A 25,482-nucleotide genomic window follows, 5' to 3' on the forward strand; every position below is an offset into this window, starting at 1 on the left:
TCCATGACAGACGCACTGAAGCGCCTCTCCGATGAAGGCGTCGCGATCTGGCTGGACGACCTGTCGCGCAAGCGCATCACGTCCGGCAACCTCGCCGAGCTGATCGACCAGCAGCACGTCGTGGGCGTCACCACCAACCCGACGATCTTCCAGAAGGCGATCAGCAGCGGCGACGGGTACGAGCAGCAGCTCACCGACCTCGCCGCCCGCAGGGTCACCGTCGAGGAGGCCGTCCGCATGATCACGACGGCGGACGTCCGCGACGCCGCCGACATCCTGCGCCCGGTCTTCGACGCCACCGGCGGCAAGGACGGCCGGGTCTCGATCGAGGTCGACCCGCGCCTCGCGCACCACACCCGTGCCACCGTGGCCGAGGCCCGCCAGCTGGCCTGGCTGGTGGACCGCCCGAACACCCTGATCAAGATCCCGGCCACCAAGGCGGGTCTGCCGGCGATCACCGAGACGATCGGCAACGGCATCAGCGTCAACGTCACGCTGATCTTCTCGCTGGAGCGCTACCGCGAGGTCATGGACGCCTACGTCTCCGGTCTGGAGAAGGCGAAGGAGCGGGGCCTGGACCTCTCCAAGATCCACTCGGTGGCCTCCTTCTTCGTGTCCCGCGTGGACACCGAGATCGACAAGCGGATCGACGCGCTCGGCACCGACGAGGCCAAGGCGCTGCGCGGCAAGGCCGCCGTCGCGAACGCGCGGCTCGCCTACCAGGCGTACGAGGAGGTCTTCGCCTCCGACCGGTGGAGCCCGCTGGAGAACGCCGGCGCCAACAAGCAGCGTCCGCTGTGGGCGTCGACGGGCGTGAAGGACAAGGCGTACAAGGACACCATGTACGTCGACGACCTGGTCGCCCCGAACACCGTGAACACCATGCCGGAGGCCACCCTCTTCGCCACGGAGGACCACGGCGCCATCACGGGCGACACCGTCGCCGGGACGTACGAGCAGGCCCGCGCCGACCTGGACGCGGTCGAGCAGCTCGGGATCAAGTACGACGACGTCGTCCAGCTCCTGGAGGACGAGGGCGTCGAGAAGTTCGAGGCGTCCTGGATCGACCTGCTGAAGTCGACCGAGGCGGAGCTGAAGCGCCTCGCCCCTTCGGAGGGCTGACACCTTGTCCTCCCCCGGAGCGAACCCGCTCCGTGACCCCGCAGACCGACGGCTCCCGCGTATCGCGGGGCCGTCGGGCCTGGTCATCTTCGGCGTCACGGGTGATTTGTCACGAAAGAAGCTGATGCCCGCGGTGTACGACCTCGCGAACCGGGGTCTGCTGCCGCCGGGCTTCTCGCTGGTCGGGTTCGCCCGCCGCGAGTGGGCCCACGAGGACTTCGCGGAGGTCGTCCACGACGCGGTCAAGGCACACGCCCGTACGCCGTTCCGCGAGGAGGTCTGGCAGCAGCTCATCCAGGGGATGCGCTTCGTCCAGGGCACCTTCGACGACGACGACGCCTTCGAGCGCCTGCGCGCCACGATCGACGAGCTGGACAAGGCGCAGGGCACGGGTGGCAACTTCGCCTTCTACCTGTCCGTGCCGCCGCGTTCGTTCCCGGTGGTCATCCAGCAGCTGAAGAAGCACGGGCTGGCCGACCAGACGGGCGGCTCCTGGCGCCGCGCGGTGATCGAGAAGCCGTTCGGCCACGACCTCAGGTCGGCCGAGGAGCTGAACAAGGTCGTCCACGAGGTCTTCGCCCCGGACCAGGTCTTCCGGATCGACCACTACCTCGGCAAGGAGACCGTCCAGAACATCCTGGCGCTGCGCTTCGCCAACACCATGTTCGAGCCGATCTGGAACCGGTCCTTCGTGGACCATGTGCAGATCACCATGGCCGAGGACATCGGGATCGGCGGCCGGGCCGGGTACTACGACGGGATCGGCGCCGCCCGTGACGTCATCCAGAACCACCTGCTGCAGTTGCTCGCGCTGACCGCGATGGAGGAGCCCTCCTCCTTCGACGCGGACGCGCTGGCGGCGGAGAAGACCAAGGTGCTCGGCGCCGTGAAGCTGCCCAAGGACCTGGGCCGCTCCACCGTGCGCGGGCAGTACGCGGCGGGCTGGCAGGGCGGCGCGAAGGTCATCGGCTACCTCCAGGAGGACGGCATCGACCGCGGGTCGAAGACCGACACGTACGCGGCCGTCAAGGTGGAGATCGACAACCGGCGCTGGGCGGGCGTGCCGTTCTACCTGCGCACGGGCAAGCGCCTGGGCCGCCGTGTCACCGAGATCGCGGTGGTCTTCCAGCGTGCCCCGCACTCCCCCTTCGACACGACGGCGACCGAGGAGCTGGGCCAGAACGCGATCGTCATCCGCGTCCAGCCCGACGAGGGCGTCACCGTCCGCTTCGGCTCCAAGGTGCCCGGCACCTCGATGGAGATCCGGGACGTCTCCATGGACTTCGCGTACGGCGAGTCCTTCACGGAGTCCAGCCCGGAGGCGTACGAGCGGTTGATCCTGGACGTCCTGCTGGGTGACTCGAACCTCTTCCCGCGTACCGAGGAGGTCGAACTGTCCTGGCGGATCCTCGACCCGATCGAGGAGTACTGGGACAGCCACGGCAAGCCCGCGCAGTACCCGGCCGGCACGTGGGGGCCCGTCGAGGCGGACCAGATGCTCGAACGAGACGGACGGAGCTGGCGCCGGCCATGAAGATAGACCTCACCGACACCACGGCCAGCAAGATCAACAAGGCGCTCGTGCAGGGCCGCCGCGCCATCGGCACGCCCGCCGTCGGCATGGTCCTCACGCTGGTCGTGGTCACCGACGAGGAGAACGCCTACGACGCCCTGAAGGCGGCCGGCGACGCCTCGCGCGAGCACCCCTCGCGCACCCTCGTCGTCATCCGCCGCGTCTCGCGCAGCCCCCGGGACCGCACCCGGTCCCGCCTCGACGCCGAGGTGCGGGTGGGCGCGGAGGCGAGCACCGGGGAGACGGTCATCCTGCGGCTGCACGGCGAGGTCGCCGACCACGCGCAGTCGGTGGTGCTGCCGCTGCTGCTGCCGGACGCCCCCGTCGTCGTCTGGTGGCCGGTCGACGCGCCGCTCGACCCGGCCGGGGACGCGCTGGGCGCGCTGGCCCAGCGCCGGGTCACCGACACCTACGCGGCCGAGCAGCCGGTACGGGAGCTGTCGGCCCGCGCCGACACCTACGCGCCCGGCGACACCGACCTGTCGTGGACCCGCATCACGCCGTGGCGTTCCATGCTCGCGGCCGCCCTCGACCAGGTCGTCTGCGAGGTCAGGTCCGTCGAGGTGGAGGGCGAGGAGTTCAACCCGAGCTGTGAGCTGCTCGCCATGTGGCTCGCGGACCGGCTGGACGTCCCCGTCCGGCGCTCGCTGTCCGCCGGCCCCGGCCTCACCGCGGTCCGCATGGACACCGACTGCGGGCCGATCGCCCTCGACCGCGCCGACGGCTCGCTGGCCACGCTGTCCATCCAGGGCCAGCCGGACCGTGCGGTGGCGCTGAAGCGGCGGGACACGGCGGAGCTGATCGCGGAGGAACTGCGGCGGCTCGACCCGGACGACACCTACGCCTCGGCCCTGCGCCACGGGGTGGAACGGCTGCACGCCCCCTCGCAGCCGTCCGCGCCGGAGCCGGCGACCCGGGACGACGCGCCCGCCGAGGGGGAGTCGCCGGCCAAAGGAGACGCCCCCGACGACACGGCGGAAGCTGTCCCGGCTCCCGTCGAAGCCGCTGCGAAAGCGCCCGCGCGGGACGCGACGGCGGCGGAACCGGTGAAGAAGGCGGCGGCGAAGTGAGCACACCCCAACTGGTCGTCCACCGCGACAAGGAACTGATGGCGCAGGCCGCCGCGGCCCGGCTGATCACGAAGATCGTGGACGCCCAGGCCTCGCGCGGCACGGCGTCCGTCGTCCTCACCGGCGGCCGCAACGGCAACGGCCTGCTGGCCGCGCTCGCCGCCGCGCCCGCACGGGACGCCATCGACTGGTCCCGCCTGGACCTGTGGTGGGGCGACGAGCGCTTCCTGCCCGAGGGCGATCCGGAGCGCAACGTCACCCAGGCCCGCGAGGCGCTCCTCGACTCCGTCCCGCTGGATCCGAAGCGCGTGCACGCCATGCCCGCGTCGGACGGCCCGCACGGCACGGACGTGGAGGCGGCGGCGGCCGCCTACGCCGAGGAACTGGCCGGGGCGGCCGTCCCGGAGAATCACGCCCCGGTCCCGACGTTCGACGTCCTGATGCTGGGCGTCGGCCCGGACACCCATGTGGCGTCCCTGTTCCCGGAACTCCCCGCGGTACGGGAGACGGACCGCATGGTGGTGGGCGTCCACGGCGCACCCAAGCCGCCACCGACCCGCGTCACCCTCACCCTGCCGGCCATCCGCGCGGCCCGCGAGGTGTGGCTGCTGGCGGCCGGCGAGGACAAGGCGAACGCCGCGGCGATCGCCCTCTCGGGCGCCGGTGAGATCCAGGCCCCCGCGGCAGGCGCTCGTGGCCGCGCCCGCACCCTGTGGCTCCTGGACTCGGCAGCGGCATCCCAACTCCCGAGGTCCCTGTACCCACCGGCTTCGCCCTGACGGACCACCTGACGACGCCGGGCCCGCCGTACGGTGGCGGACCCGGCGTCGTCGCACGTCAGGGCGATTCCGGGAACCCGTACTCCCGCCAGGCACCGGGCTCGTGCCGGATCCCGGCCAGGAGGTCGGTGAAGACGGCCCCGTCGAAGAGCACCCCGTTGTACTCGGCCGGAATGCGCACGTCGTTGATGACGGCGGTGGGGGTGCCCGGCCCCTGGGGCTCCTCCTTGCCACCGGCGCGTTCGTAGGCCTTCTCGGAGGCGGTCACGAAGGCGCGGTACTCCATGCCCCGCACGGCGGAGTCGAACGCCGGGCCGCGCAGCCCCTCGACCTGACCGGCCAGTTCGAGCAGCCGGGCGTCGGTGAAACCGTCGACGCTCTCCTCGGGCTGGTTGTCGTAGAGCACCTCGTGGTACTCGGCGAACCTTCCCTCCTCCAGCGCCGCCCGCAGTGCGTTGACCGCCTTCTTCGAGCCGCTGCCGCCGACCCGGTCGTCGAGGAAGGAGGCGAGGGTGTACTCGGTCACCGCGTCCCTCAGCACGACGGCGTCCCGTAGCTCCGGACCCGCTCCGGAGGTCTCGAACTCCTCGCAGACCGGGCAGCGCGGATCCTCGTAGAGGCGGACCACGACGGCGGCGGACGGATCCCCGACCACGATGGTCGTGCCGTCCGCCGCCAGCTTCTCCGGCACCTCCTCCAGGCTTCCGTAGGGCACCGTCCGTTCGCCGCAGCCCGTCAGCGACATGCCCAGCACCATCACGGTCGCCGCCGCAGCGGTCACCGCGCGTCTCTTCCCCACCCTGTGCACCCCTTCTCCCCTTGCGTCAGCGGGAGGGTAGGCGAACAGGTGACCGACGCGCACGGGATTTCCGGGCCGGCGGAGTCCTACTTGACCGACCCCGCCATCACCCCCTGGACGAAGTGGCGCTGGAAGGCGAAGAACACTGCCACCGGAACGATCAGGGAGACGAACGCGCCGGGGGCCAGGACGTCGATGTTGCTGCCGAACTGGCGGATCTGGGACTGGAGTTCCACCGTCAGGGGCTGGGAGGAGCTGTCCGCGAAGAGGAGGGCCACCAGCATGTCGTTCCACACCCACAGGAACTGGAAGATGGCGAGGCTGGCGAGGGCAGGCCGGCCCACCGGGAGGATCAGGCGGGTGAAGATGCGCCACTCGCTGCCGCCGTCCATCCGGGCCGCCTCCAGCATCTCCTTCGGTATCTCGGCGAAGTAGTTGCGCAGCAGGAAGACCGCGAACGGCAGGCCGTAGGCGACATGGAAGAGGACCACGCCGGGGATCGTGCCGAACAGGCCCAGCTGGCCGAAGAGTTTGGCCACCGGGAGCAGGCCGATCTGGACCGGCACCACCAGCAGGGCGACCACCAGCAGGAACAGCGGCTCGCGGGCGGGGAAGTCCAGCCAGGCGAAGGCGTATCCGGCGAGGGCCGCGACGACGACGACCAGGAAGGTCGTCGGCACCGAGATCAGCACCGTGTTCCAGAACGCCTGCGTGATCCCGGAGTTCTGCAGCAGCGCGGAGTAGTTGTCGAAGGACAGCTGGCCGGGGCTGGTGAACACCGTCCACCAGCCGCCCTTGGCGGTGTCCTCGGCGGACCGCAGCGACGACAGGAACAGCCCCGCCAGCGGGGTGAGCCAGATCAGGCCCACCACCACGAGGAAGGCCTGCACCAGGCTGTTGCCGAGGCTCCGGCGTACGGCGTTCATCGCTGGCTCCTTCGGAAACGGCGGACATTGAAGACCATCGCGGGGACCACCAGGAGCAGCAGCAGGACGCCCAGCGCGCTGCCGAGCCCCTGGTCGTTGCCGCCGCCGAAGGACACCAGCCACATCTGCGTCGCCAGCACGGTCGCGTCCTCCTGCACCGGGCCGGGCGCGATGATGTAGACGAGGTCGAAGACCTTCATCACGTTGATCACCAGCGTCACGAACACCACCGTCAGCACCGGCGCGAGCAGCGGCACCGTGATCTTCCGGAAGATCTGCCACTCGTTCGCGCCGTCCATCCGCGCCGCCTCCAGCGCGTCCCGCGGCAGCGCGGACAGACCCGCGCCGATCAGGACCATCGCGAAGCCGGTCCAGATCCACAGGTACGCCCCGATGATCGCCGGTGTGACGAGTGCCGGGCCGAGCCAGGAGACGCCCTCGTAGGGCGGCGCGAAGTTCGAGGCCGGGAGCCGCACGGTGTACGAGCCCGCCTCCAGCCCCTCGAAGCGGAAGGATCCGTCGGACGCGGTGGTCGCCGTGGCGGCCGTCCTGCCGTCGCGCACCGCCTCCACCGCCATCTCGGGCAGCCCGCTCTCCTGCCGGTCGACCCGGCCCTGCTCCCCTCCCCCGCCGGGCGTGAAGTCCAGGTACACGACGCCGCGCAGCTCGCTGGGGCCCGCTTTCCGCCCGGCCGCCCGGTACGCGGGCTCCGCGCCGCCGGGCAGGTCACCCGGCAGCACCCCGACCAGGCCGAGCGCCACCGTGTCGCCCGGTGAGACACCCGCGCTGGTGCGGTACGCCCCGTCGGCCTCCGCGGTCATCCCCTGGCCGTCGCGCGCCCGCGCGGTCGGGTAGGACGACGTGCCCTCGAAGGCGTCGTGGACGGAGACCACGGCGGCGTTCAGCACGCCCTTGTCCGGGTCCTCGTCGTAGGCCAGCCGGAAGATGATGCCGGCGGCCAGGAAGGACACCGCCATCGGCAGGAAGAGCAGCAGCTTGAAGGCCGTGGCCCAGCGGATCTTCTCCGTCAGGACTGCCAGGACCAGCCCCAGCCCGGTCAGCAGCGTCGGTGCCACGACGACCCAGATCGCCGTGTTGCGCACCGCCTTGAGCGTCGCCGGGTCGCGGAACATCTCGGTGTAGTTGTCGCCGCCCACGAACCGGGTGCCGGACGCGTCGAAGAAGCTGCGGCCGACGGAGAACAGCACGGGGTAGACGACGAGCGCACCGAGCAGGAGCAGCGCGGGCAGGACGAAGAGCAGGGCGACGACCGGCCCCCGCCGCCGCCGGCGCCGGTCGTTCCCGGCACCGGCGGCGGCCGGGCGGCTCGCCTCTTTCACGAGCGTCGCGGTCATGGCCGTCAGTTCCCGTACGCCTTGGCCGCCGCGGCCTCCAGCTCGGCAGCGGTGCCCTTCGGGTCGGCGGGGTCGCGCAGGAAGTCCTGGAGGATCTTCCACTCGCCGGCGCCCTTGGTGCCGCCGAAGGCCGCCGGTGCCTGGTCGGACATGTCGAAGCGGACCGAGTCGCCCGCGCCGACCAGGGACTCGGCGGTGGCCCGGGTGACGTCGTCGCCGTAGGAGGCGAGGTCGACGGCCTTGTTCGGGGACAGGAAGCCGCCCGCCTCGGCCCAGACCGCGGCGGCCTCGGGGCTCGCCAGGTACTCCAGCAGCTTCATCCCGGCGTCGGCGTTCTTGCCGTCCTTCAGGACGACGGCCGCGTCGCCGCCGCTGACGACCGGGGCGTCACCGCCGCCGACCGGCGGGAACGGGAAGAAGTTCGCGTCCTCGCCGATGGTCTTGCCGAACTGGTCCTTGGCGACACCGGCCACGAAGTCGCCTTCGTAGACCATGCCGGCCTCGGGCTTCGGCCCGAACACCTTCTCCACCGAGCCCGGGAAGTCGGTGTTCAGGGCGCCCTTCTGGCCGCCCGCGAGCAGTTGCTTGTCCTGGAACAGCTTGCCGAGGGTCGTCAGCGCCTCGACCACGGACGCGTCCGTCCACTTCAGTTCGTGCGCGGCGAGGGCGTCGTACTTCTCGGGACCGGCCTGGGAGAGGTAGATGTTCTCGAACCAGTCGGTGAGCGTCCAGCCGTCCTGTCCGGCGACCGAGAACGCCGCGAGCCCGGAGTCGGAGACGGTCTGCCCGGCCTTCAGCATCTCCTCGTAGGTCTTCGGCGGCTCGACCCCGGCCTGGGCGAGCGCGTCGGGGCTGTACCAGACGGTCGACTTGTGGGCGGCCTTGAAGTACAGGCCGTACAGCGTCCCGTCGACGCTGCCGTACGTCTTCCAGACGTCGGCGTAGTTGGTGCCCACGGACGTCTGGGCGGCCTTGGACAGCGGCTTCAGCCAGCCCTCCTTCGCGAACTGCTGGAGCACGCCCACCTGCGGGACCATCACCACGTCCGGGGCGTTGCCGCCCTCGATCTTGCTGCCGACGACGGTGGAGACGTTGTCACCGGTGGACACGAACTGGGTCTTGGCGCCGGTCTTCTCGGTGAAGGCGTCGAGCACCTTCTGGAAGTTCTCCTGCTCGCTTCCGGACCAGACCCCGGCCACGCTGACCGTCTGGCCGCTGAGCGCCTTGTCACCGCCGCCGGCCGCGACCGGGCCGCCGCCGCCGCAGGCGGTCGCGCCGAGCGCCAGGACGAGCGCGGTGCAGCCGGTGAGCAGGGTGGTACGTCGTCGCATCATCGTTGATGTCCCTTCAGGGGGTGGGAGTCGAGGGTTCGGTGATCCACCAGACGGCGGTGGAGCCGGGCAGCACCCCGGCGTCCGGGCAGGGCCCGCTCGCCAGCAGGGGGGTGCCGCGGACCGGCGCGGGTGTGGGGGCCGTGCCGAAGTTCACGGCGCAGACCAGGTCGTCGCCGCGGACGAAGGCCAGGACGCCCGGCGGGGTCTCCAGCCAGCGCAGCGTGCCCTCGCCCAACTGGGCCAGTGAGGAGCGCAATTGGAGGCCGTCGCGGTACAGGTGCCAGAAGGAGCGGGTGTCGGCGAGAGCCCGGTCGGTGGCGTGCTCGGCGAACCACTCCGGCTGCGGCAGCCACGGCTTGACGCCCTCGACGCCGGAGGTGAAGCCGAACGGGGAGGCCTGTCCCGACCAGGGCAGCGGCACCCGGCAGCCGTCGCGGATCCGGGCCCGGCTGCCGGTGCGGTGGAAGATCGGGTCGGTGAGCACGTCGTCGGGCAGGTCGACGACCTCGGGAAGGCCCAGCTCCTCGCCCTGGTAGATGTACGCGGCTCCGGGCAGCGCCAGCATCAGCAGCGCGGCGGCGCGGGCGCGGGCGGCACCGAGGCCGCTGCCCTCGGTGGCCGGTTCGCCGTAGCGGGTGACGGTGCGGACCTGGTCGTGGTTGTTGAGGACCCAGGTCACCGTGGAGCCGGTCCCGGCGATGTCCTGCATCGCCTCGGAGATGACCTTGCGGAAGGCGTCCGGGTTCCAGGGCGCGCCGAGCAGGTCGAAGAAGAAGGCCTGGTGCAGCTCGTCGGGGCGGACGTACAACGCGTGTTCACGGGCGGTGGGCACGGACACCTCGCCGACGAGGAGGCGTTCGACGCCGTCGCGGGCGGCGTACTCGTCGCAGGTCGCGCGCCACCGCCGCCACACGTCGTGCACCTCGGGCCGGTTCCAGGCGAGCGGGTTGACCGAGTCACGGGTGCGGGCGTCGGCCTCCGGGTCCGGGGAGTCGGGCAGCTCGGGGTGTTTGAAGAGGCCGGCGGCCACGTCGATGCGGAAGCCGTCGACGCCGCGGTCGAGCCAGAAGCGCAGGGTCCGGTCGAACTCGGCGCCGATCTCGGGGTTGCGCCAGTTCCAGTCGGGCTGCTCGGGCGTGAACATGTGCAGGTACCACTGGCCGTCGGGCACCCGCGTCCAGGCGGGGCCGCCGAACATGGCGTGCCAGTTGTTGGGCGGTTCGGCGCCGTCCTCGCCGCGGCCGTCGGCGAAGTGGAACCGGGCGCGGGCGGCGCTGCCGGGCGGCGAGGCGAGGGCCTCGCGGAACCACGGGTGCTCGCTGGAGCAGTGGTTCGGGACGATGTCGAGCAGCACCTTGACGCCCAGGCGCCGGGCGGCGCGCACCAGCAGGTCGAACTCGGCGAGGTCGCCGAACAGCGGGTCGACGTCGCAGTAGTCGGCCACGTCGTATCCGTGGTCGTGCTGCGGCGAGGGGTAGAAGGGGCTCAGCCAGATCCCGTCCACGCCCAGCTTCTTCAGGTACGGCAGTCCGGTGCGGACGCCGGCGAGGTCGCCGATGCCGTCTCCGGTGCTGTCGAGGAAGCTGCGGACGTAGACCTGGTAGATCACCGCGTCCCGCCACCAGTGGTGCTCGTTCAACCCATCGATCCATCTCTACGCAGGCAGCTGTTATGCATGCATGTTAAGTAGCGATGTCGCGCGGGTGTCAACGAACGGACGCAAGCTACCGAGGAGTTGTCTTGAGCATAAGGTGACCTAACCGGGCATTACGGGCCCAGTTGAGATGTGCGCGTTACCTAACAGGTAACTAGCGACCGGAGGTGGCGGCGAGCTCGCGCGCCAGCCGTCGCACCGCGCCCCCGGGCGTCTCCCGGCCGTTCATCGCGTCGTGCACGACCGCCTGCACCACCAGGCTGACCTGGTCGTAGCGCGGGCTCTTGGGGCGCGGCGCGGCCGCGAGCACGCTCGCGCGCAGGGTCGGCAGGTAGGGGAAGTCCCTTGTCAGCGCCGGGTCCTCGTAGAGCGCGGCCCGTACCGGCGGCAGCGCGCCGCGCGTGAGGACCTGGCGCTGGACCGGCTCGCTCGTGAGGTACGCCATCAGGCGCGCGGCCGTGTCCGGGTGCCGTGTATGGCTGCTGACGGCCAGGTTGGAGCCGCCGAGCACACTCGTGCCGGGCCCGTCGGGTCCGGGCAGGGGCACGGCGCCGACCTTGCCGGCCAGCGGGGAGCCGGCGGCCGAGGCGGCGGCGTAGGCGTACGGCCAGTTGCGCAGGAACAGCAGACGGCCGTCGAGGAAGGCCTGTTTGGACTCCTCCTCCTTGTAGGTCAGCGCCTGCCGCGGGATCCAGCCCTCGCGGACGCCCCGGGCGAGGAAGCCGATGCCCTCGCGGGCCGCGTTCGAGTTCACGGTGACGCGTTCGCCCTCGTCGCCGAGGATCGTGCCGCCCGCCGAGTACACGGCCTCCGCCGCGTTGACGGTGAGGCCTTCGTAGGGCAGGAACTGCCCGGCGTAGCCGTCGAGGCCGTACTGCGGCGCGACGGTCCGCGCGGCCCGCTCCAGTTCGGCCCAGGTGCGCGGCGGCGGGACGCCCGCCTCGGCCAGGACGTCCTTGCGGTACAGCAGCAGCCCGGCGTTGGTGACGTACGGCACCGCGTACAGCCGCCCGTCGTAGGTGGCGGTGTCGACGACCGGGGGCAGGAAGGCGCCGAGCGGGAAGCGGTCGCGGGGCAGCGGGCGGATCCAGCCGGCCGCCGCGAACTCGGAGGTCCAGGCGACGTCGATGTTGAGGACGTCGAAGCGGCCGCGGGAGCCGCCCCGGAGGTCGGTGATCATCTGTGCGCGGGTCTCGTCGGCGGAGTCCGGCAGTTCGACGAGCGTGACCTTCTCGGCGGGGTGGGTGCGGTTCCAGTCCTGGAGCAGGGGGCCGAGATAGCCGGTGAGGTCGCCGGCGGTGGCCAGGGTGAGGGGCCCGCGGCCGCCCGCCGGGCCGTCGTCGGCGCGGGCGCCGGAGGTGACGTAACCGGTCAGTACGACGACCAGGACGAGGAGGCCCCTACCGGCGGCGTCCATCCACCGCATAGGTTCCTCCCTGTACCGAGGCGACGGGCCCCTTCGCCCGGAGTCAGTCGCCATGTATACCTGTTAGGTATGGGCGATACTAGGGCGTGGAGCACAATGAGCGGACGCGAGGAGGAGAGCACGAGTGCGCCTGCCCCTCCTGGCACTCCTCGCGCGCGGACCGGCCCACGGCTACGAGCTCAAGCAGGACCTTGAGCAACTGCTGGGTGCCGCGTACCCTCAGCCGAACATCGGCCAGATCTACGTCACCCTCGCCCGGCTGGATAAGTCGGGACTGATCGAGGGCGAGGAGATCGAGCAGTCGAACCGGCCGAACAAGAAGATCTACCACCTCACCGACGCCGGGCGGGAGGCGCTGCACGCCTGGTACGAGGAGACGGCCGACGAGCCGCGGGTTCGCGACGAGTTCTTCATGAAGCTCGCGCTCGCCCCGCGGACCGGGCTGGCCGACCAGATCGCACTGATCAACAAACAGCGGCGCCAGTATCTGAACACCATGCGCAGCCTGTCGAAGCTGGCCGCCACCGAGAACCGCGACAACCGCGTCGCCCAGTTGCTGATCGAGGGCGCGATGCTGCATCTGCAGGCCGACCTCGACTGGTTGGAGCGCTGCCAGGAGGAACTGGAGGAGCAGGAGTGAGCGAGCACCGTCCCACTCCGCTGCTGCGTGCCGAAGGCCTGGTCAAGACGCATCATGGCGAGGGAGCCCCGGCGCATGCGGTGCGCGGCGTCGATCTGTGCGTGGCGCGCGGGGAGTTCGTGGCCGTGACCGGCCCGTCCGGCGCCGGGAAGTCGACGCTGCTGCATCTGCTCGGCGGGCTCCAGCGGCCGGACGCCGGCAGCATCTGGCTGGACGGCGAGTGCACGGACGCCTACGGCGAGGCGCGCTGGGCCGTGGAGCGCCGGCGGCGCATCGGGATCGTCTTCCAGTTCTTCAACCTGGTCTCCGACCTGTCGGTCGCGGACAACGTCGAGCTGCCCGCGCTGCTCGCCGGGGTCCCGCCGAAGCGCGCGCGGACCGAGCGCGAGACGCTGCTGGCCGAGCTGGGGCTGGACGGCAAGCAGCGCAGCATGCCGGGCGAGCTGTCCGGCGGTGAGCAGCAGCGGGTCGCGCTGGCGCGGGCCCTGGTCAACCATCCGCCGCTGCTGCTGGCGGACGAGCCCGCGGGCAGCCTGGACAGCCGGGGCACCCGTGAGGTGATGCGGCTGCTGTCCCGCTTCCACCAGCGGGGGCAGACCATCCTGCTGGTCACCCATGACGCCCGGCTGGCGAGCGCCGCGGACCGGGTCATCAGCTTCTTCGACGGACGCATCGCGGACGACGCGGAGCTGACCGGTGCCCCGTCGCGCCGGGTGGGGGCGTCCGGGGTGCTGGAGCTCAGGGACTGAGGCGGCGGGCGATGCGAGCGACCCTGCGCTGGGTGCACTCCGATCTGCGGGCGCACCGCGGAGAGGCGCTGTTCCTGGTGCTCGCGACCGCCGGCGTCGTCGCCTCGCTGCTGCTGGCGACGGCGCTCTTCGGCTACGCGACCAACCCCTGGCAGCGCGTGTTCACGCAGTCCCGGGACGCCCACGTGTGGATCCACACGGCCCCCTCCGCCGACGCGGGCAAGCTCTCGGGCCTCGACGGCGTGGACTCCGTCGCGGGCCCCTATCCCACCGAGTCCGCCACCCTCGCCGCCCGCGGCATCCGCGCCTCGGTCGAACTGCGCGGCTCCACCACGGACCCCGCCGACGGGCGCCCACTGCTCACCGCGGGCCGCTGGCTGGACGGCGCGCACCCCGACGGCGTCGTGCTGGAGAGCCGGCTGGCGCGCGCCCTGCTCGCCGAGCCCGGCGACGTCGTCGCCCTGCCGGGTACCGCGCGCACGCTCACCGTCGCCGGGATCGCCGACAGCGCCGAGCCGCGCTACCGCCCCGGCGAGCGGCCCGGCCTGGTCTGGGCGCTGCCGTCGGCCGTGCGCGCCCCGGACGGCGAGGTGACGGGGCTGCGCCTGACGGATCCGGACGAGACGGACTACGCCGTCCAGCGCGCTGTCACGGTGCTCGGGGCCGGGGCGGTCAGCGAGGTCTCCACCTGGCAGCAGGCCCGCTCCGAGGCCCAGGGCGACACCCGGCTGCTCGGCCAGGTGCTGGGCCTGTTCGGGCTGGGTGCCCTGCTCGCCGCCGGGCTCGCCGTGCACGGCGCGATCGGCACCCGGATACGGGGGCATCTGCGGGACATCTCGGTGCTGAAGGCAATCGGCTTCACGCCCGGGCAGGTCGTCCGGGTCTTCCTGCTCCAGCACGTGGCGTACGCACTGCTCGGAGCGGTGGCCGCGGCGGCGCTGACCCAAACCCTGGGCGGCCGGATACCCGGCCGCCTCGGGGACGCGATCGACGTGTGGCAGGGGCTGCCGGGGCACACCGCGGCCCTGGCCGGCATACCCGCTGCGGCCGTGCTGTTCATCGCCGCCACCACCGGACTCGCGGCATGGCGGGCCGGACGGGTGCCGCCGGTGCCGGTGCCCCGGAGCGCCGCCCCGGCCGCCGGACGGCTGTCGGGCCCGGCACGCGGCGCGCTGGGAGTACGACTGTCCCCCGCGCTGGTCCTCGGCTGGCACAAGGCGTTCGCCCGCCGGCCGCGCACGCCGGCCACCGTCGCCCGGCTGGCGCTGCCGCTGCTGCTGATCGTGGTCGCGATGAGCGCGTGGACCACCATCGACCGCTTCCACAGCAGGCCCGAGCAGGTCGGACTCGCCGCCGATCTCACCGTCCGCCCGGACCGCGAGATCGGCGACGGCGAGGTGCGCTCCCTGCTCGGCCGTGACCCGCGGATCGCCGCCGCCCACCCGGGCGTCGAGGTGGCGGCGCTGGTGCCGGGCCAGACGGGCACGATCGCGCTGCGCGGGCTCGGCACCCGCGCGGATCCCTACCCGTACGCCCTGGCCGAGGGCCGCCCGGCGCTCGGCCGGGACGAGGCGGTCGCCGGACAAGGGCTGCTCGACCTGCTCGGCGTACGCGTCGGCGATTGGGTGCGCATGACCGTCGGCGACCAGCCCCAGATCCTGCACATCGTGGGCCGCAGCATCGAGCCGGAGAACGCCGGCCGGGTCATCTCCACCTCGCTCGACACCCTGCGGGAGAACGACCCCGACCTGCGCCCCGCCCTCTACGAGCTGCGGCTGCGGCCCGGGGCCGAGGCGCACGAGGTGGCGGGCGACCTGGCGACGGCCGCGGGCGGCCATCTGGACGTGCACGCCGTGCCCGATCCGGTCGACGGGCTGTCGTCGCTGCGCGGAGTGGTGCTGGGCCTGATCGCCGTGCTGGCCCTCATCGGGATCGTCGAGCTGCTCACCGTCATCGGCGGCACCGTACGCGAGGGCGAGCGGGACCTGCTGGCGCTCAAGGCGATCGGCCTCACCCCACGGCAGATCACCGGCATCACCGTCACGGCCACCGCCTGCACCACTTTGATCGCGGTCCTGTTCGGCACGGCCCTGGGCCTGCCTCTGGCGCGCTGGCTGATCGACGCCCAGGGCAGCTCCAGCGGCATCGGCGCGGGCATCGCGCAGGGCCCGTCGCCGGGCCTGCTGCTGCTGTTCGGTACGGCCGCCGTCCTCGGCGCGGCCGCCCTCGCCGCCCTGCCCGCGACCCGCGCGGCCCGCCGTCGCCTCGCCGACACGCTCAGCGCGGTCGCCTGAGGGGCACGGACCCCGCGCGGGGGTCCCGTCAGGGGGTGAGCGCCGTGGCGCGGCGGTAGCTGCTGCCGTCGCGCTCGCGTACCAGCAGGCCGTTCTCGACGCAGTAGCGGCGCAGCGCGGACGTGTCGTCGTGGACGGTGCGGAACGCCTCGTTGACCTCACGCTCGGTGTATCCGCGGTCGGCGGCGAAGAGGGTCTGGGTCAGATGCTCCAGCAGCTCACGGCGCACGACCGGCCGGACGGGGATCGACGTCAGCCGCCCGTGGGCGAAGAATCCGGTCAGGCGCCGGGGCATACCGCTCTGCGCGGGCTCGGCGGTCCGGGCACGGCGGAAGACCGCCGGGTCGGCCTGGAGGGAACCGTCGGGCAGGCGTTCCACCAGCCCCGACGAGATCAGGCGTCCCAGGTGCCGGCGCGCGGCGGGAGAGTCCTCCTCGCGGGGCGGCAGGTCCTCCAGCACGATCCGGGCGTAGAGCCTCAGCCGTTCCGGGTCGGCGAGCGCGGCCATGAGCTGGTCCATGGGGAGGGGTGTCCTTCCGGCGGGTGACGGGCCGGAGCAGTGTCACCCGCCGGAAGCCGGCCGCGCATCCGCTTTTGCGTCCGCGCGGACCGGTCGCTTGGCTCAACGGCCGCGCAGCTCGCGGTACTTGGCGACCAGCGCCGTCGTGGAGGCGTCCAGGCCGGGCACCTGCGCGCCCTCGGTCAGGGCGGGTTCGACGCGCTTGGCGAGGACCTTGCCGAGCTCGACGCCCCACTGGTCGAAGGAGTCGATGTTCCACACGGCGCCCTGCACGAACACCTTGTGCTCGTAGAGGGCGACCAACTGGCCGAGCACCGAGGGGGTCAGCTCCCGGGCCAGGATCGTGGTCGTCGGGTGGTTGCCCTTGAAGGTCTTGTGCGCGACCAGTTCGTCGGGCACGCCCTCCGCGCGGACCTCCTCGGGCGTCTTGCCGAAGGCCAGCGCCTGGGTCTGGGCGAAGAAGTTGGCCATCAGCAGGTCGTGCTGGGCCTTCAGCTCCTCGCGCAGCTCGGCGACCGGCTCGGCGAAGCCGATGAAGTCCGCCGGGATCAGCTTGGTGCCCTGGTGGATCAGCTGGTAGTAGGCGTGCTGCCCGTTGGTGCCGGGCGTGCCCCACACGACCGGGCCGGTCTGCCACTGCACCTCGCGGCCGTCCCGGCCGACGTGCTTGCCGTTGGACTCCATGTCGAGCTGCTGGAGGTAGGCCGTGAACCTCGACAGGTAGTGCGAGTACGGCAGCACGGCGTGCGACTGGGCGTCGTGGAAGTTGCCGTACCAGATGCCCAGCAGCCCCATCAGCAGCGGCACGTTGGACTCGGCCGGCGCGGTGCGGAAGTGCTCGTCGACGAGCCGGAAGCCGTCGAGCATCTCCCGGAAGCGGTCCGGGCCGATGGCGATCATCAGCGACAGGCCGATCGCGGAGTCGTACGAGTAGCGGCCGCCGACCCAGTCCCAGAACTCGAACATGTTCGCCGTGTCGATGCCGAACTCGGCGACCTTCTCGGCGTTCGTCGACAGCGCCACGAAGTGTCTGGCGACGGCGGCCTCGTCCTTGAGGGCGGCCAGCAGCCAGGTCCGCGCGGAGGTGGCGTTGGTGACCGTCTCGATGGTGGTGAAGGTCTTGGACGCGACGACGAACAGCGTCTCGGCCGGGTCCAGGTCGCGGGTCGCCTCGTGCAGGTCGGCGCCGTCGACGTTGGAGACGAAACGGACGGTCAGCTCGCGGTCGGTGAAGGCGCGCAGCACCTCGTACGCCATCGCGGGGCCGAGGTCGGAGCCGCCGATGCCGACGTTGACCACGTTGCGGATCCGCTTGCCGGTGTGGCCGGTCCACTCCCCCGACCGGACGCGCTCGGCGAAGCCGGCCATCTTGTCCAGCACGGCGTGCACGCCGGGCACCACGTTCTCGCCGTCGACCTCGACCACCGCGTCCCGCGGCGCGCGCAGCGCGGTGTGCAGCACCGCCCGGTTCTCGGTGGTGTTGATCCGCTCGCCCCGGAACATCGCGTCCCGCAGCCCGAAGACGTCCGTGGCCACCGCCAGCTCGCGCAGCAGCCGCAGCGTCTCGTCGGTGACGAGGTGCTTGGAGTAGTCGATGAACAGGTCACCGACCTGGAGCGTGCAGCCCGTGCCGCGCCCGGGGTCCGTCGCGAACAGATCCCGCAGATGGGTGTCCGCGAACTCCTCACGGTGCTTGGCCAGAGCGGTCCACTCGGGTGTCTGATTCAGCCTGGTACGGCCGTCTGCGTTCATGGTCCCAACCTAGTTGATCAGGGGTGGACGTGAGCTGTCGTCGCGTCGTCGTGCCGTGCAACAACACATACGTCCCCCACGACCCCAGGTGTCAGCGGTGTCGACGGTGCCGTCGATCCGGGGACCAAGCGGAGCCGGCCGGGCACCGTGCGGTGCCCGGCCGGATCCAACTTCTAGATCTCGCCTCGCAGTTTGGCGAGCGCCTCGGCGAGGATCGCCTCGCCGTCCGCGTCGCTGCGGCGCTCCCGCACATAGGCGAGGTGCGTCTTGTAGGGCTCGGTGCGCGGCGGGTCCGGGGGGTTGTCCCGGTCCTGACCGGCAGGGAAGCCGCAGCGCGGACAGTCCCAGGTGTCGGGAACCTGCGCGTCGCTGGCGAAGCTGGGCTGCGTCTCGTGCCCGTTGGAGCACCAGAAGGAGATGCGCAGACGGGGCGCGGACTCGCCCCGCTCGGCTTCGCCCATCGGCCCCGCCCCGACCCGGCTTCCTCGGATCGCGTTGCCACTTGCCACGGTCGTAACTCCCTGCGTGATGGTGCCGCGAAGCGAGTCGGCGTTTCGCTTCGCTGCGAGCGCCTCAGTCTACGTAAGGCCCAACGCGCGTCCAGTGATTGGAGTTACAACCCCCCACCTAGACGCACGCCCCATGATAGGCCGCGCTCTGCTGCGCGTACCGAACATGGGGCGTTACGTGCGAAACGCGTGGGCGGTTCAGTTGTTGATCTTCATCATGATGCCCAGCACGACGATGCACGCGAACCACAGCAGACCGACCACCAGGGTGATCCGGTCGAGGTTGCGCTCGGCGACGGAGGAGCCGCCGACGGACGACTGCATGCCGCCACCGAACATGTCGGAGAGGCCGCCGCCCTTTCCCTTGTGCATCAGCACCAGCAGCATCAGCAGCAGGCTGAAGACGATCAGGGCGATCGAGAACCCCAAAACCACGGCTGGACCAACTTCCTCGGAAACGGATGAACGACGGGGGCACAGCGTTTACAGCCATGCCCCCGCAAGGGTACGACGGATCGCCGCTACCGCCTACTCACTGATCGGCCGGGAGCCGAGTCGGTGGCCGGCTCACTGGTCACGGAAGCGCACGATCTTGACGAACTCGTCCGCGTCCAGCGAGGCGCCGCCGACCAGCGCGCCGTCGATGTCGGCCTGCGCCATGATCTCGGCGACGTTCCCCGACTTCACGGAGCCGCCGTACTGGATGCGGACCTTGTCGGCCACGTCCTGGGTGTACAGCTCGGCGATCTTGCCGCGGATGGCGGCGCAGACCTCCTGGGCGTCCTCGGCACCGCAGACCTTGCCGGTACCGATGGCCCACACCGGCTCGTAGGCGATCACGATCGTCTCGGCCTGCTCGGCCGGGAGACCCTTCAGACCGCCCTCGACCTGGGCCAGCGTGTGCGCGACGTGGTCGCCCGCCTCGCGCACCGCCAGCTCCTCGCCGACGCACATGATCGGCGTCAGGTCGTGCTTGAAGGCGGCCTTGACCTTGGCGTTCACCAGCTCGTCGGTCTCGCCGTGGTACTGGCGGCGCTCGCTGTGGCCGATCGCGACGAAGGTGCACTTCAGCTTGGCCAGCATGGCGCCGGAGATCTCACCGGTGTACGCGCCGGAGTCGTGGACCGAGACGTCCTGGGCGCCGTACTTGATCTTCAGCTTGTCGCCGTCGACCAGGGTCTGCACCGAGCGCAGGTCGGTGAAGGGCGGCAGGACGGCGACCTCGACGGCCTCGTAGTCCTTGTCGGCCAGGGCGAAGGCGAGCTTCTGGACGTGGGCGATGGCCTCGAGGTGGTTGAGGTTCATCTTCCAGTTGCCCGCCATCAGCGGCGTGCGCCCGGAAACATTGGATGCGGCCATCGGGGTCAGTCCTCCAGTGCGGCGAGGCCGGGGAGCGTCTTGCCCTCGAGGTATTCGAGGGAGGCGCCGCCACCGGTCGAGATGTGGCCGAATGCGCTCTCGTCGAAGCCCAGGGTGCGCACGGCCGCGGCGGAGTCGCCGCCGCCGACGACCGTGAAGCCCGGGGAGTCGAGGAGTGCCTGGGCGACCGCCTTGGTGCCCTCGGCGTAGTCGGGGTGCTCGAAGACGCCCATGGGGCCGTTCCAGAAGACGGTGGCGGCGTCGGCGAGCTTCGAGGCGTACAGCTTGCGGGTCTCCGGACCGATGTCCAGGCCCTGCTGGTCGGCCGGGACGGCGTCCGCGGCGACGGTCGTGGGGTGGGCCGGAGCCTTCGTCTTCAGGTCCGGGAACTCGGGGGCGACCAGGACGTCGACCGGCAGGACCAGCTCGACGCCGTTCTTCTCGGCCCGCTCCATGTACTCCTGGACGACCGGGACCTGGTCCTGCTGGAGCAGGGAGATGCCGACCTCGTGCCCCTGGGCCTTCAGGAAGGTGTACGCCATGCCGCCGCCGATCAGCAGGCGGTCGGCCTTGCCGAGCAGCTGGTCGATCACGGCGAGCTTGTCGGAGACCTTGGCGCCGCCGAGGGCGACGACGTAGGGCCGCTCGACGTCCTGGGTGAGCTTCTTCAGGACGCCGACCTCGGTGGCGATCAGGTGGCCGGCGTAGTGCGGCAGCCGGGCCGGGAGGTCGAAGACCGAGGCGTGCTTGCGGTGCACCGCGCCGAAGCCGTCGCCCACGTAGACGTCGGCGAGGCCGGCGAGCTGGTCCGCGAAGGCGGCGCGCTCGGCGTCGTCCTTGCTCGTCTCACCGGCGTTGAAGCGCAGGTTCTCGATCACCGCGACCTGGCCGTCGGCGAGGGAGCCGACGGTGGCCTGCGCGCAGTCGCCGACCGTGTCGGTGGCGAACGCGACGTCGGTGCCGAGCAGTTCGCCGAGCCGCGTGGCGGCCGGGGCCAGCGAGAAGGCGGGGTCCGGGGCACCCTTGGGGCGGCCCAGGTGCGAGGCGACGACCACGCGGGCGCCCGCCTCGGCCAGCGCCTTGACGGTGGGCAGCACGGCGCGGATGCGGCCGTCGTCGGTGATGGTGGTGCCGTCCAGCGGCACGTTGAGGTCGGCGCGGACGAAGACCCGCTTGCCGGCCACACCGTCGTTGAGAAGCTCGTCGATCGTCTTCATGAAGGGGCTCCTGGGAAGGGCTCTCGATACGAGGGGGCTGGGCGATCCGTACGCGAGTCAGGGCTCGGGCGGCGCGGCGTGCGCTGCCCGAGCCCTGTCCTCACCTCAAGATGCCTGCGAGAAGCTGCTCAGAGCTGATTGCCGACGAAGACCGTGAGGTCGACGAGGCGGTTCGAGTAGCCCCACTCGTTGTCGTACCAGCCGAGGATCTTCACCGTGTTGCCCTCCTGGACCATGGTCAGGGAGGAGTCGAAGGTGCAGGAGGCCGGGTCGCTGACGATGTCCGAGGAGACGATCTCGTCCTCGGTGTAGACCAGGTAGCCCTTGAGGTCGCCGTCCTCGGAGGCCTTCTTGAACGCGGCGTTGACCTCGTCCTTGGTGACCTCGCGCTGCAGGGTCACGACCAGGTCGGTGGCCGAGCCGGTCGGGACCGGGACGCGCATCGCGATGCCGTCGAGCTTGCCCTTGAGCTGCGGCAGGACCAGGGCGGTGGCCTTGGCGGCACCCGTCGTGGTCGGGATGATGTTCTCGGCGGCGGCACGGGCGCGGCGCAGGTCCTTGTGCGGGAAGTCCAGGATGCGCTGGTCGTTCGTGTAGGCGTGGACCGTCGTCATGAGGCCCTTGACGATGCCGAAGTTCTCGTCGAGCACCTTCGCCATCGGCGCCACGCAGTTGGTGGTGCAGGAGGCGTTGGAGATGACGTGGTGGTTCGCCGGGTCGTACTTGTCCTGGTTGACGCCCATCACGATGGTGATGTCCTCGTCCTTGGCCGGGGCCGAGATGAGGACTTTCTTCGCGCCACCGGCGAGGTGCTTGGCGGCGTCGTCCTTCTTGGTGAAGATGCCGGTCGACTCGATGACGATGTCGACGCCCAGCTCGCCCCACGGGATGTCGGCGGGGTTGCGCTCGGAGAGCACCTTGATGGTGCGGCCGCCCACGGTGATCGTGTCGGCGGTGTGCGTCACCTCGTGCTTGAGACGCCCCAGGATGGTGTCGTACTTGAGCAGGTGAGCGGTGGTCGCGGTGTCACCCAGGTCGTTGACAGCCACGATCTCGATGTCAGCACCCTGCTCCAGCAGCGCGCGGAAGTAGTTACGACCGATGCGGCCAAAGCCGTTGATGCCTACGCGGATCGTCACGAACCGATCTCCTCGTTGGTACGCCGGCCGTTGATGCCGGCGAGCTGTATGGGATGTCCCCGACCGCCTACGACCCTACCTCCCCGCGGCCCCTGTGGTGACATCGAGATGGCCCATACACGGCAGGGCGGTCCGTACCCGTCAGTAGGGGTACGGACCGCCCGGGCCGTGCGAGCGGATCACCCGATGTGACTACGGATGGTGTGCCGTCACGGACCCTCTGTTCAGCGGTCGAGCGCGGCGAGCGCCTCCCGGATCAGGGCGCGGCGGTCGGCCGCTGCGGGGACGTGTTCCAGACCGAAACCGAGCAGCACCGTGTCCTCCGTGGTGACCGCTCCATATGTCTTGAACAGCTCTCCGGACAGGCCCCAGTCCGTGACCACCGCCGGGCTGCCCGCGGGCGGTCCGGTGGTGGTCCAGGCGCCGAGCGAGGTCTCGAAGCCGTCGGTCTGCCCCGCCGTGCCGCCGATGACGACGGCGGCGTTGTCGGCCAGGACGCCGTGGCCGCCGGAGCCGGGGTCGGTGACGTAGCTGAGGGAGAGCTCGACCGTCTTGCCGGCGTAGGCGGAGAGGTCGAACTCGACCTGCTGCCAGCCGTCGGCGGAACCGGTGAAGCTGTTCCAGGCGCCGCTGGTCCCGAAGGGCGTGCAGCCGTCGGCCCCGAGGGTCAGGTACCGCTCCAGCGCCGGGTGCGCCTGGAGGAAGAACCCGGCCTCGCACTCGGTCGGAACCGCGGTGCCGGTGGCGCCGTTCTTCTCCGGGAGCGTGGTCCAGTCGTCGGCCCCTGCCGTGTGGGCCTCCAGCACGGCGTGGTCGTAGCCGGCCTCGGTGTCCCACAGCAGCCGGGTGCGCAGCGTGGGAGCCTCGGCCGCGGTCACGGAGGTGAGGTCGACGGTGCGGGTCAGGCGGTTCCAGGCGTAGTCGGAGTGCGTGACGGCGGCCATGGACGCGCCCTCGTAGGGGCCGTAGGGATTGACGGTCCCCGGGTACTGGCCCGCGCCCTCGCTCGCGAACTGCGGGAAGGTCTCGACGGTCAGGGTGTCGGAGGTGACGCCGAAGGATCCGGCGGTGTTCAGCGGGTTGCCGGGCGCGTCGCCGAGCGTGGCCGTGACGCCGCCGAGCGCGCCGGTGCCGGTGAAGCCGGTGACGGCCGGGAGGGACGTACGGGTGTAGGCGCCCAGGTAGTACTGGCTGAAGTCGTTCGACAGGGTGCCCCCGCCGAGGTCGACGGAGCCGCCGGCCGTCTCGCCGGCCTCGATGAGCCTGCCGCCCTCGTTGAGGAAGGCGCGCAGCTGCAGCTGGGTGGCGACGCCCGGGCGGACGGCTCCGGTGTAGTGGACGACGGTGTCGAAGTGCGACAGCACGCCGAGCGCGTCCGGCGCGCCCTGGGTCGCGACGTCCCAGACGGCGGCCCGCTCCCCGTTGGCCTTGAGCGCGTCGACGTACGTCTGGGCCTGGGTCGCGGCCGTGCCCTCCTCGGCGACGACGAGGACGTCGCCGCGCGGCCGTTCGGCGATGGTGTAGGTGAAGTGCTCGCTCGTGGTGGCCTTACCCGAGCGCGTCTCGCCGGAGAACCAGACCTCGACCTCGTCCCCGGGCACGCCGTCGGCGACCTTCGCCCGGTACTCGTCGAAGTAGAGGTTGTCCTCGCCGCCGTACGTCTCGCCGCCCTGCCAGGCCCGCAGCCGCATGTCGTGCGTACGGCCGCCGTTGACGCGGTACTTGAGCTCCTTGTCGCGCACGGACTTCCGCGCCACGACGGAGACCTCCTGGTCGGCGCCGCGCGAGTACGACGTCGTGAACGCCGCCGGGGTGAAGTCGGGCGCGTCCACGCCGACCGACGACCTGGGCTGGTCGGGCCGCGCGGCGGACTCGGCGACGGAGAGCGCGAACGGGACGTTCTTGACGAACTCCTGCTGGATCAGCTTCTCGTCGTCCGGGAAGGTGAAGATCGACTCGCAGTCGGCCGGGTTCCAGGCGTCGTCCGGGTCGACGTTCGAGACGGTCTGGCAGGTGGACATCTCCGGGGTGAACATCGCCGTGCCGTGGACGTTGGCCGCGTGGCCGTCCGCCTCGCCGTTGGTGGTGTACAGCTCGGAGGAGAGCTGGGGGTGGTAGCCGGGGATCGCGGAGTTGTCCGGCGTACCCGCGAGGGACTTGTAGAGGACGTCGTCCGGGGTCGGGGTGGCGACCTGCCAGCCGACGCCGTAGAGCAGGAGCTCGGCGGCGGAGTGGTAGTTGATGCCGTACTCGAAGCCGATCCGCCGTTCGAAGGCGTCCAGCGCCTTGGTCTCGGGCTCGGAGTTCGGGCCGGGGCCGCGGTAGGTCTGGCTGGTGGGCTGGGGGGACGAACCCTCGTCGTCGTAGCCCCACTTGTAGGCGAAGTTGCGGTTGAGGTCGACGCCGTCGCCGATGGTGTGGGCGCCGTCGCCGTTGTTGTCCCGCATGTTCTTGCGCCACTGGCGGTCGCCGTCGGCGTGGTGCGTCCAGTCGTAGCCGTCGGGGTTGGCCGAGAGCACGAACCACAGTTCGGTGGTGTCGACGATCTTCCGGACGCGCTTGTCGGTGGCGTACTTGTCGAGGTAGTGGTGCATCAGCCGGCGGGTCATCTCCGGCGTGATCCACTCGCGCGCGTGCTGGTTGGAGACGTAGAGGACGGAGGGCTTGGCGCCGTCCTTGGTCTTCTTGGCGTTCTTGGTGAGCTTCAGGGCGAGGATGTCCTGGCCCTGGAGGGTCTTGCCGATGGAGACGACCTTGGTCAGGGACGGATGCTCCTGACCGGTCCGCAGGATCTCCTCCTGGAGGTTGCCCTTGCCGCTGTACGGCCGGAAGACCCCGTCGCCGGCGGCGGCCACGCGTGCGCGTGCCTTCGCCGAGAGCTTGTGCTCGGTGAGGTCGACGCCCTGCCGCTCCAGCTTCTCGGCCTGCTTGTCGGTCAGGTAGACCTCGACGGTGGCGGTGCCCTTGTCCGGGATCTGTTCGCCGAGTTCGTGACTGTCCTGACCGGTGGCGAGCAGCAGGGGTACCTGCTGCCGGGTGACGTCGGCGCGGAAGACCTTGACCTCGTCGGCGTCCGGTCCGGACGCCTTGTCGTCGGCCTGTGCCGCGGGCGCCAGGGTGAGGCCGCCCAGCAGGAGCACGCCGGCGGCGAGGATCGATCTCGCTCTTCGTCTCATGAGCCCCCCTTGCGGTGGTTCGCCACAGTGGCGAATGGATGCCAGGCTCATGACAGATCATGGTCAAGTCAAGAGCGCGTCAAGGGAGT

Annotated in this window: 21 protein-coding genes; 7 read left to right on the forward strand and 14 right to left on the reverse strand. The window is 71.1% G+C overall.

The window, feature by feature from the left end:
• The first annotated feature begins 3 nt into the window (after positions 1-3).
• Genes tal through pgl form a run of 4 tightly spaced genes read left to right on the forward strand, consistent with a single transcriptional unit; the run spans position 4 to position 4,544 of the window.
• Positions 4-1,122, forward strand: coding sequence for a transaldolase (tal, locus tag ACZ7LV_RS06520; RefSeq protein WP_471936411.1), 1,119 nt, complete (start codon positions 4-6; stop codon positions 1,120-1,122).
• A 4-nt stretch (positions 1,123-1,126) separates the two neighbouring features.
• Positions 1,127-2,656 carry a glucose-6-phosphate dehydrogenase gene (zwf, locus tag ACZ7LV_RS06525; protein ID WP_471936413.1) on the forward strand — a complete coding sequence of 510 codons (1,530 nt, stop codon included), beginning with the start codon at positions 1,127-1,129 and terminating at the stop codon, positions 2,654-2,656.
• Positions 2,653-3,765 (forward strand): glucose-6-phosphate dehydrogenase assembly protein OpcA, encoded by a 1,113-nt coding sequence (opcA, locus tag ACZ7LV_RS06530; RefSeq protein ID WP_471936415.1) that lies wholly within the window; start codon positions 2,653-2,655, stop codon positions 3,763-3,765. The genes zwf and opcA overlap by 4 nt, the downstream gene beginning before the upstream one ends.
• Positions 3,762-4,544 carry a 6-phosphogluconolactonase gene (pgl, locus tag ACZ7LV_RS06535; RefSeq protein WP_401676126.1) on the forward strand — a complete coding sequence of 261 codons (783 nt, stop codon included), beginning with the start codon at positions 3,762-3,764 and terminating at the stop codon, positions 4,542-4,544. Before opcA ends, pgl begins: the two co-directional genes overlap by 4 nt.
• A gap of 58 nt (positions 4,545-4,602) precedes the next feature.
• Here pgl and ACZ7LV_RS06540 read toward each other — a convergent pair whose 3' ends face one another.
• The 6 genes from ACZ7LV_RS06540 to ACZ7LV_RS06565 form a co-directional block, all read right to left on the reverse strand.
• Complete coding sequence (locus ACZ7LV_RS06540; protein ID WP_471937764.1) at positions 4,603-5,301, reverse strand: DsbA family protein; 699 nt, start codon at positions 5,299-5,301, stop codon at positions 4,603-4,605.
• 128 nt (positions 5,302-5,429) lie between these two features.
• A complete protein-coding gene (locus ACZ7LV_RS06545; RefSeq protein ID WP_471936417.1) occupies positions 5,430-6,269 on the reverse strand; it encodes a carbohydrate ABC transporter permease in 840 nt (279 codons plus the stop codon).
• Complete coding sequence (locus ACZ7LV_RS06550) at positions 6,266-7,624, reverse strand: carbohydrate ABC transporter permease (RefSeq protein WP_471936419.1); 1,359 nt, start codon at positions 7,622-7,624, stop codon at positions 6,266-6,268. The genes ACZ7LV_RS06545 and ACZ7LV_RS06550 overlap by 4 nt, the downstream gene beginning before the upstream one ends.
• Positions 7,625-7,629: 5 nt before the next feature.
• The gene (locus tag ACZ7LV_RS06555; RefSeq protein ID WP_471936421.1) at positions 7,630-8,958 is read right to left on the reverse strand and encodes an ABC transporter substrate-binding protein; all 1,329 of its coding nucleotides are present in this window, start codon (positions 8,956-8,958) and stop codon (positions 7,630-7,632) included.
• Between the two features lie 13 nt (positions 8,959-8,971).
• Positions 8,972-10,597, reverse strand: a complete 1,626-nt coding sequence (locus tag ACZ7LV_RS06560; protein WP_471936423.1) for a glycoside hydrolase family 13 protein — start codon at positions 10,595-10,597, stop codon at positions 8,972-8,974.
• A gap of 169 nt (positions 10,598-10,766) precedes the next feature.
• Positions 10,767-12,038 carry an ABC transporter substrate-binding protein gene (locus ACZ7LV_RS06565; protein ID WP_471936425.1) on the reverse strand — a complete coding sequence of 424 codons (1,272 nt, stop codon included), beginning with the start codon at positions 12,036-12,038 and terminating at the stop codon, positions 10,767-10,769.
• A 124-nt stretch (positions 12,039-12,162) separates the two neighbouring features.
• Here ACZ7LV_RS06565 and ACZ7LV_RS06570 point away from each other — a divergent pair, with 124 nt between their 5' ends.
• From ACZ7LV_RS06570 to ACZ7LV_RS06580, 3 genes are read left to right on the forward strand one after another with little or no spacing between them, the layout of a single operon-like run.
• The gene (locus tag ACZ7LV_RS06570; protein WP_471936427.1) at positions 12,163-12,678 is read left to right on the forward strand and encodes a PadR family transcriptional regulator; all 516 of its coding nucleotides are present in this window, start codon (positions 12,163-12,165) and stop codon (positions 12,676-12,678) included.
• Positions 12,675-13,427: an ABC transporter ATP-binding protein gene (locus ACZ7LV_RS06575; RefSeq protein WP_471936428.1), complete on the forward strand. Its 753-nt coding sequence runs from the start codon at positions 12,675-12,677 to the stop codon at positions 13,425-13,427. Before ACZ7LV_RS06570 ends, ACZ7LV_RS06575 begins: the two co-directional genes overlap by 4 nt.
• A gap of 11 nt (positions 13,428-13,438) precedes the next feature.
• On the forward strand, positions 13,439-15,721 hold the full coding sequence (locus ACZ7LV_RS06580; RefSeq protein WP_471936430.1) for an ABC transporter permease: 2,283 nt from the start codon (positions 13,439-13,441) through the stop codon (positions 15,719-15,721).
• Between the two features lie 28 nt (positions 15,722-15,749).
• Here the strand turns inward: ACZ7LV_RS06580 and ACZ7LV_RS06585 are convergent, their stop codons facing one another.
• The 8 genes from ACZ7LV_RS06585 to ACZ7LV_RS06620 form a co-directional block, all read right to left on the reverse strand.
• Positions 15,750-16,241, reverse strand: a complete 492-nt coding sequence (locus ACZ7LV_RS06585; RefSeq protein WP_471936432.1) for a DUF2087 domain-containing protein — start codon at positions 16,239-16,241, stop codon at positions 15,750-15,752.
• Positions 16,242-16,343: 102 nt separating this feature from the next.
• Positions 16,344-17,993 carry a glucose-6-phosphate isomerase gene (gene pgi, locus ACZ7LV_RS06590; protein WP_471936434.1) on the reverse strand — a complete coding sequence of 550 codons (1,650 nt, stop codon included), beginning with the start codon at positions 17,991-17,993 and terminating at the stop codon, positions 16,344-16,346.
• Between the two features lie 173 nt (positions 17,994-18,166).
• Positions 18,167-18,502 (reverse strand): RNA polymerase-binding protein RbpA, encoded by a 336-nt coding sequence (locus ACZ7LV_RS06595; RefSeq protein ID WP_003957010.1) that lies wholly within the window; start codon positions 18,500-18,502, stop codon positions 18,167-18,169.
• A 198-nt stretch (positions 18,503-18,700) separates the two neighbouring features.
• Positions 18,701-18,931 (reverse strand): preprotein translocase subunit SecG, encoded by a 231-nt coding sequence (gene secG / locus ACZ7LV_RS06600; protein WP_365454130.1) that lies wholly within the window; start codon positions 18,929-18,931, stop codon positions 18,701-18,703.
• 138 nt (positions 18,932-19,069) lie between these two features.
• Entirely contained in the window at positions 19,070-19,825 is a 756-nt protein-coding gene (tpiA, locus tag ACZ7LV_RS06605; RefSeq protein ID WP_471937766.1) for a triose-phosphate isomerase, read from the reverse strand.
• Positions 19,826-19,866: 41 nt separating this feature from the next.
• Positions 19,867-21,078 carry a phosphoglycerate kinase gene (locus ACZ7LV_RS06610; RefSeq protein WP_471936436.1) on the reverse strand — a complete coding sequence of 404 codons (1,212 nt, stop codon included), beginning with the start codon at positions 21,076-21,078 and terminating at the stop codon, positions 19,867-19,869.
• A gap of 128 nt (positions 21,079-21,206) precedes the next feature.
• Positions 21,207-22,217, reverse strand: a complete 1,011-nt coding sequence (gap, locus tag ACZ7LV_RS06615) for a type I glyceraldehyde-3-phosphate dehydrogenase (protein WP_471936438.1) — start codon at positions 22,215-22,217, stop codon at positions 21,207-21,209.
• 224 nt (positions 22,218-22,441) lie between these two features.
• Positions 22,442-25,393 carry a M14 family metallopeptidase gene (locus ACZ7LV_RS06620; protein ID WP_471936440.1) on the reverse strand — a complete coding sequence of 984 codons (2,952 nt, stop codon included), beginning with the start codon at positions 25,391-25,393 and terminating at the stop codon, positions 22,442-22,444.
• Positions 25,394-25,482: the final 89 nt, after the last annotated feature.

The sequence above is a fragment of the Streptomyces sp. NPDC107562 genome (genome assembly GCF_055657325.1).

Excerpts from the sequence above, each read along its gene's own strand:
- pgi (WP_471936434.1), bottom strand. The coding sequence starts at position 17,993 with ATGAACGCAGACGGCCGTACCAGGCTGAATCAGACACCCGAGTGGACC.
- ACZ7LV_RS06565 (WP_471936425.1), bottom strand. The coding sequence starts at position 12,038 with ATGCGGTGGATGGACGCCGCCGGTAGGGGCCTCCTCGTCCTGGTCGTC.
- ACZ7LV_RS06610 (WP_471936436.1), bottom strand. The coding sequence starts at position 21,078 with ATGAAGACGATCGACGAGCTTCTCAACGACGGTGTGGCCGGCAAGCGG.
- ACZ7LV_RS06545 (WP_471936417.1), bottom strand. The coding sequence starts at position 6,269 with ATGAACGCCGTACGCCGGAGCCTCGGCAACAGCCTGGTGCAGGCCTTC.
- ACZ7LV_RS06620 (WP_471936440.1), bottom strand. The coding sequence starts at position 25,393 with ATGAGACGAAGAGCGAGATCGATCCTCGCCGCCGGCGTGCTCCTGCTG.
- ACZ7LV_RS06580 (WP_471936430.1), top strand. The coding sequence starts at position 13,439 with ATGCGAGCGACCCTGCGCTGGGTGCACTCCGATCTGCGGGCGCACCGC.
- ACZ7LV_RS06585 (WP_471936432.1), bottom strand. The coding sequence starts at position 16,241 with ATGGACCAGCTCATGGCCGCGCTCGCCGACCCGGAACGGCTGAGGCTC.
- tal (WP_471936411.1), top strand. The coding sequence starts at position 4 with ATGACAGACGCACTGAAGCGCCTCTCCGATGAAGGCGTCGCGATCTGG.
- ACZ7LV_RS06555 (WP_471936421.1), bottom strand. The coding sequence starts at position 8,958 with ATGATGCGACGACGTACCACCCTGCTCACCGGCTGCACCGCGCTCGTC.
- opcA (WP_471936415.1), top strand. The coding sequence starts at position 2,653 with ATGAAGATAGACCTCACCGACACCACGGCCAGCAAGATCAACAAGGCG.
- ACZ7LV_RS06540 (WP_471937764.1), bottom strand. The coding sequence starts at position 5,301 with ATGGTGCTGGGCATGTCGCTGACGGGCTGCGGCGAACGGACGGTGCCC.
- tpiA (WP_471937766.1), bottom strand. The coding sequence starts at position 19,825 with ATGGCGGGCAACTGGAAGATGAACCTCAACCACCTCGAGGCCATCGCC.
- ACZ7LV_RS06550 (WP_471936419.1), bottom strand. The coding sequence starts at position 7,624 with ATGACCGCGACGCTCGTGAAAGAGGCGAGCCGCCCGGCCGCCGCCGGT.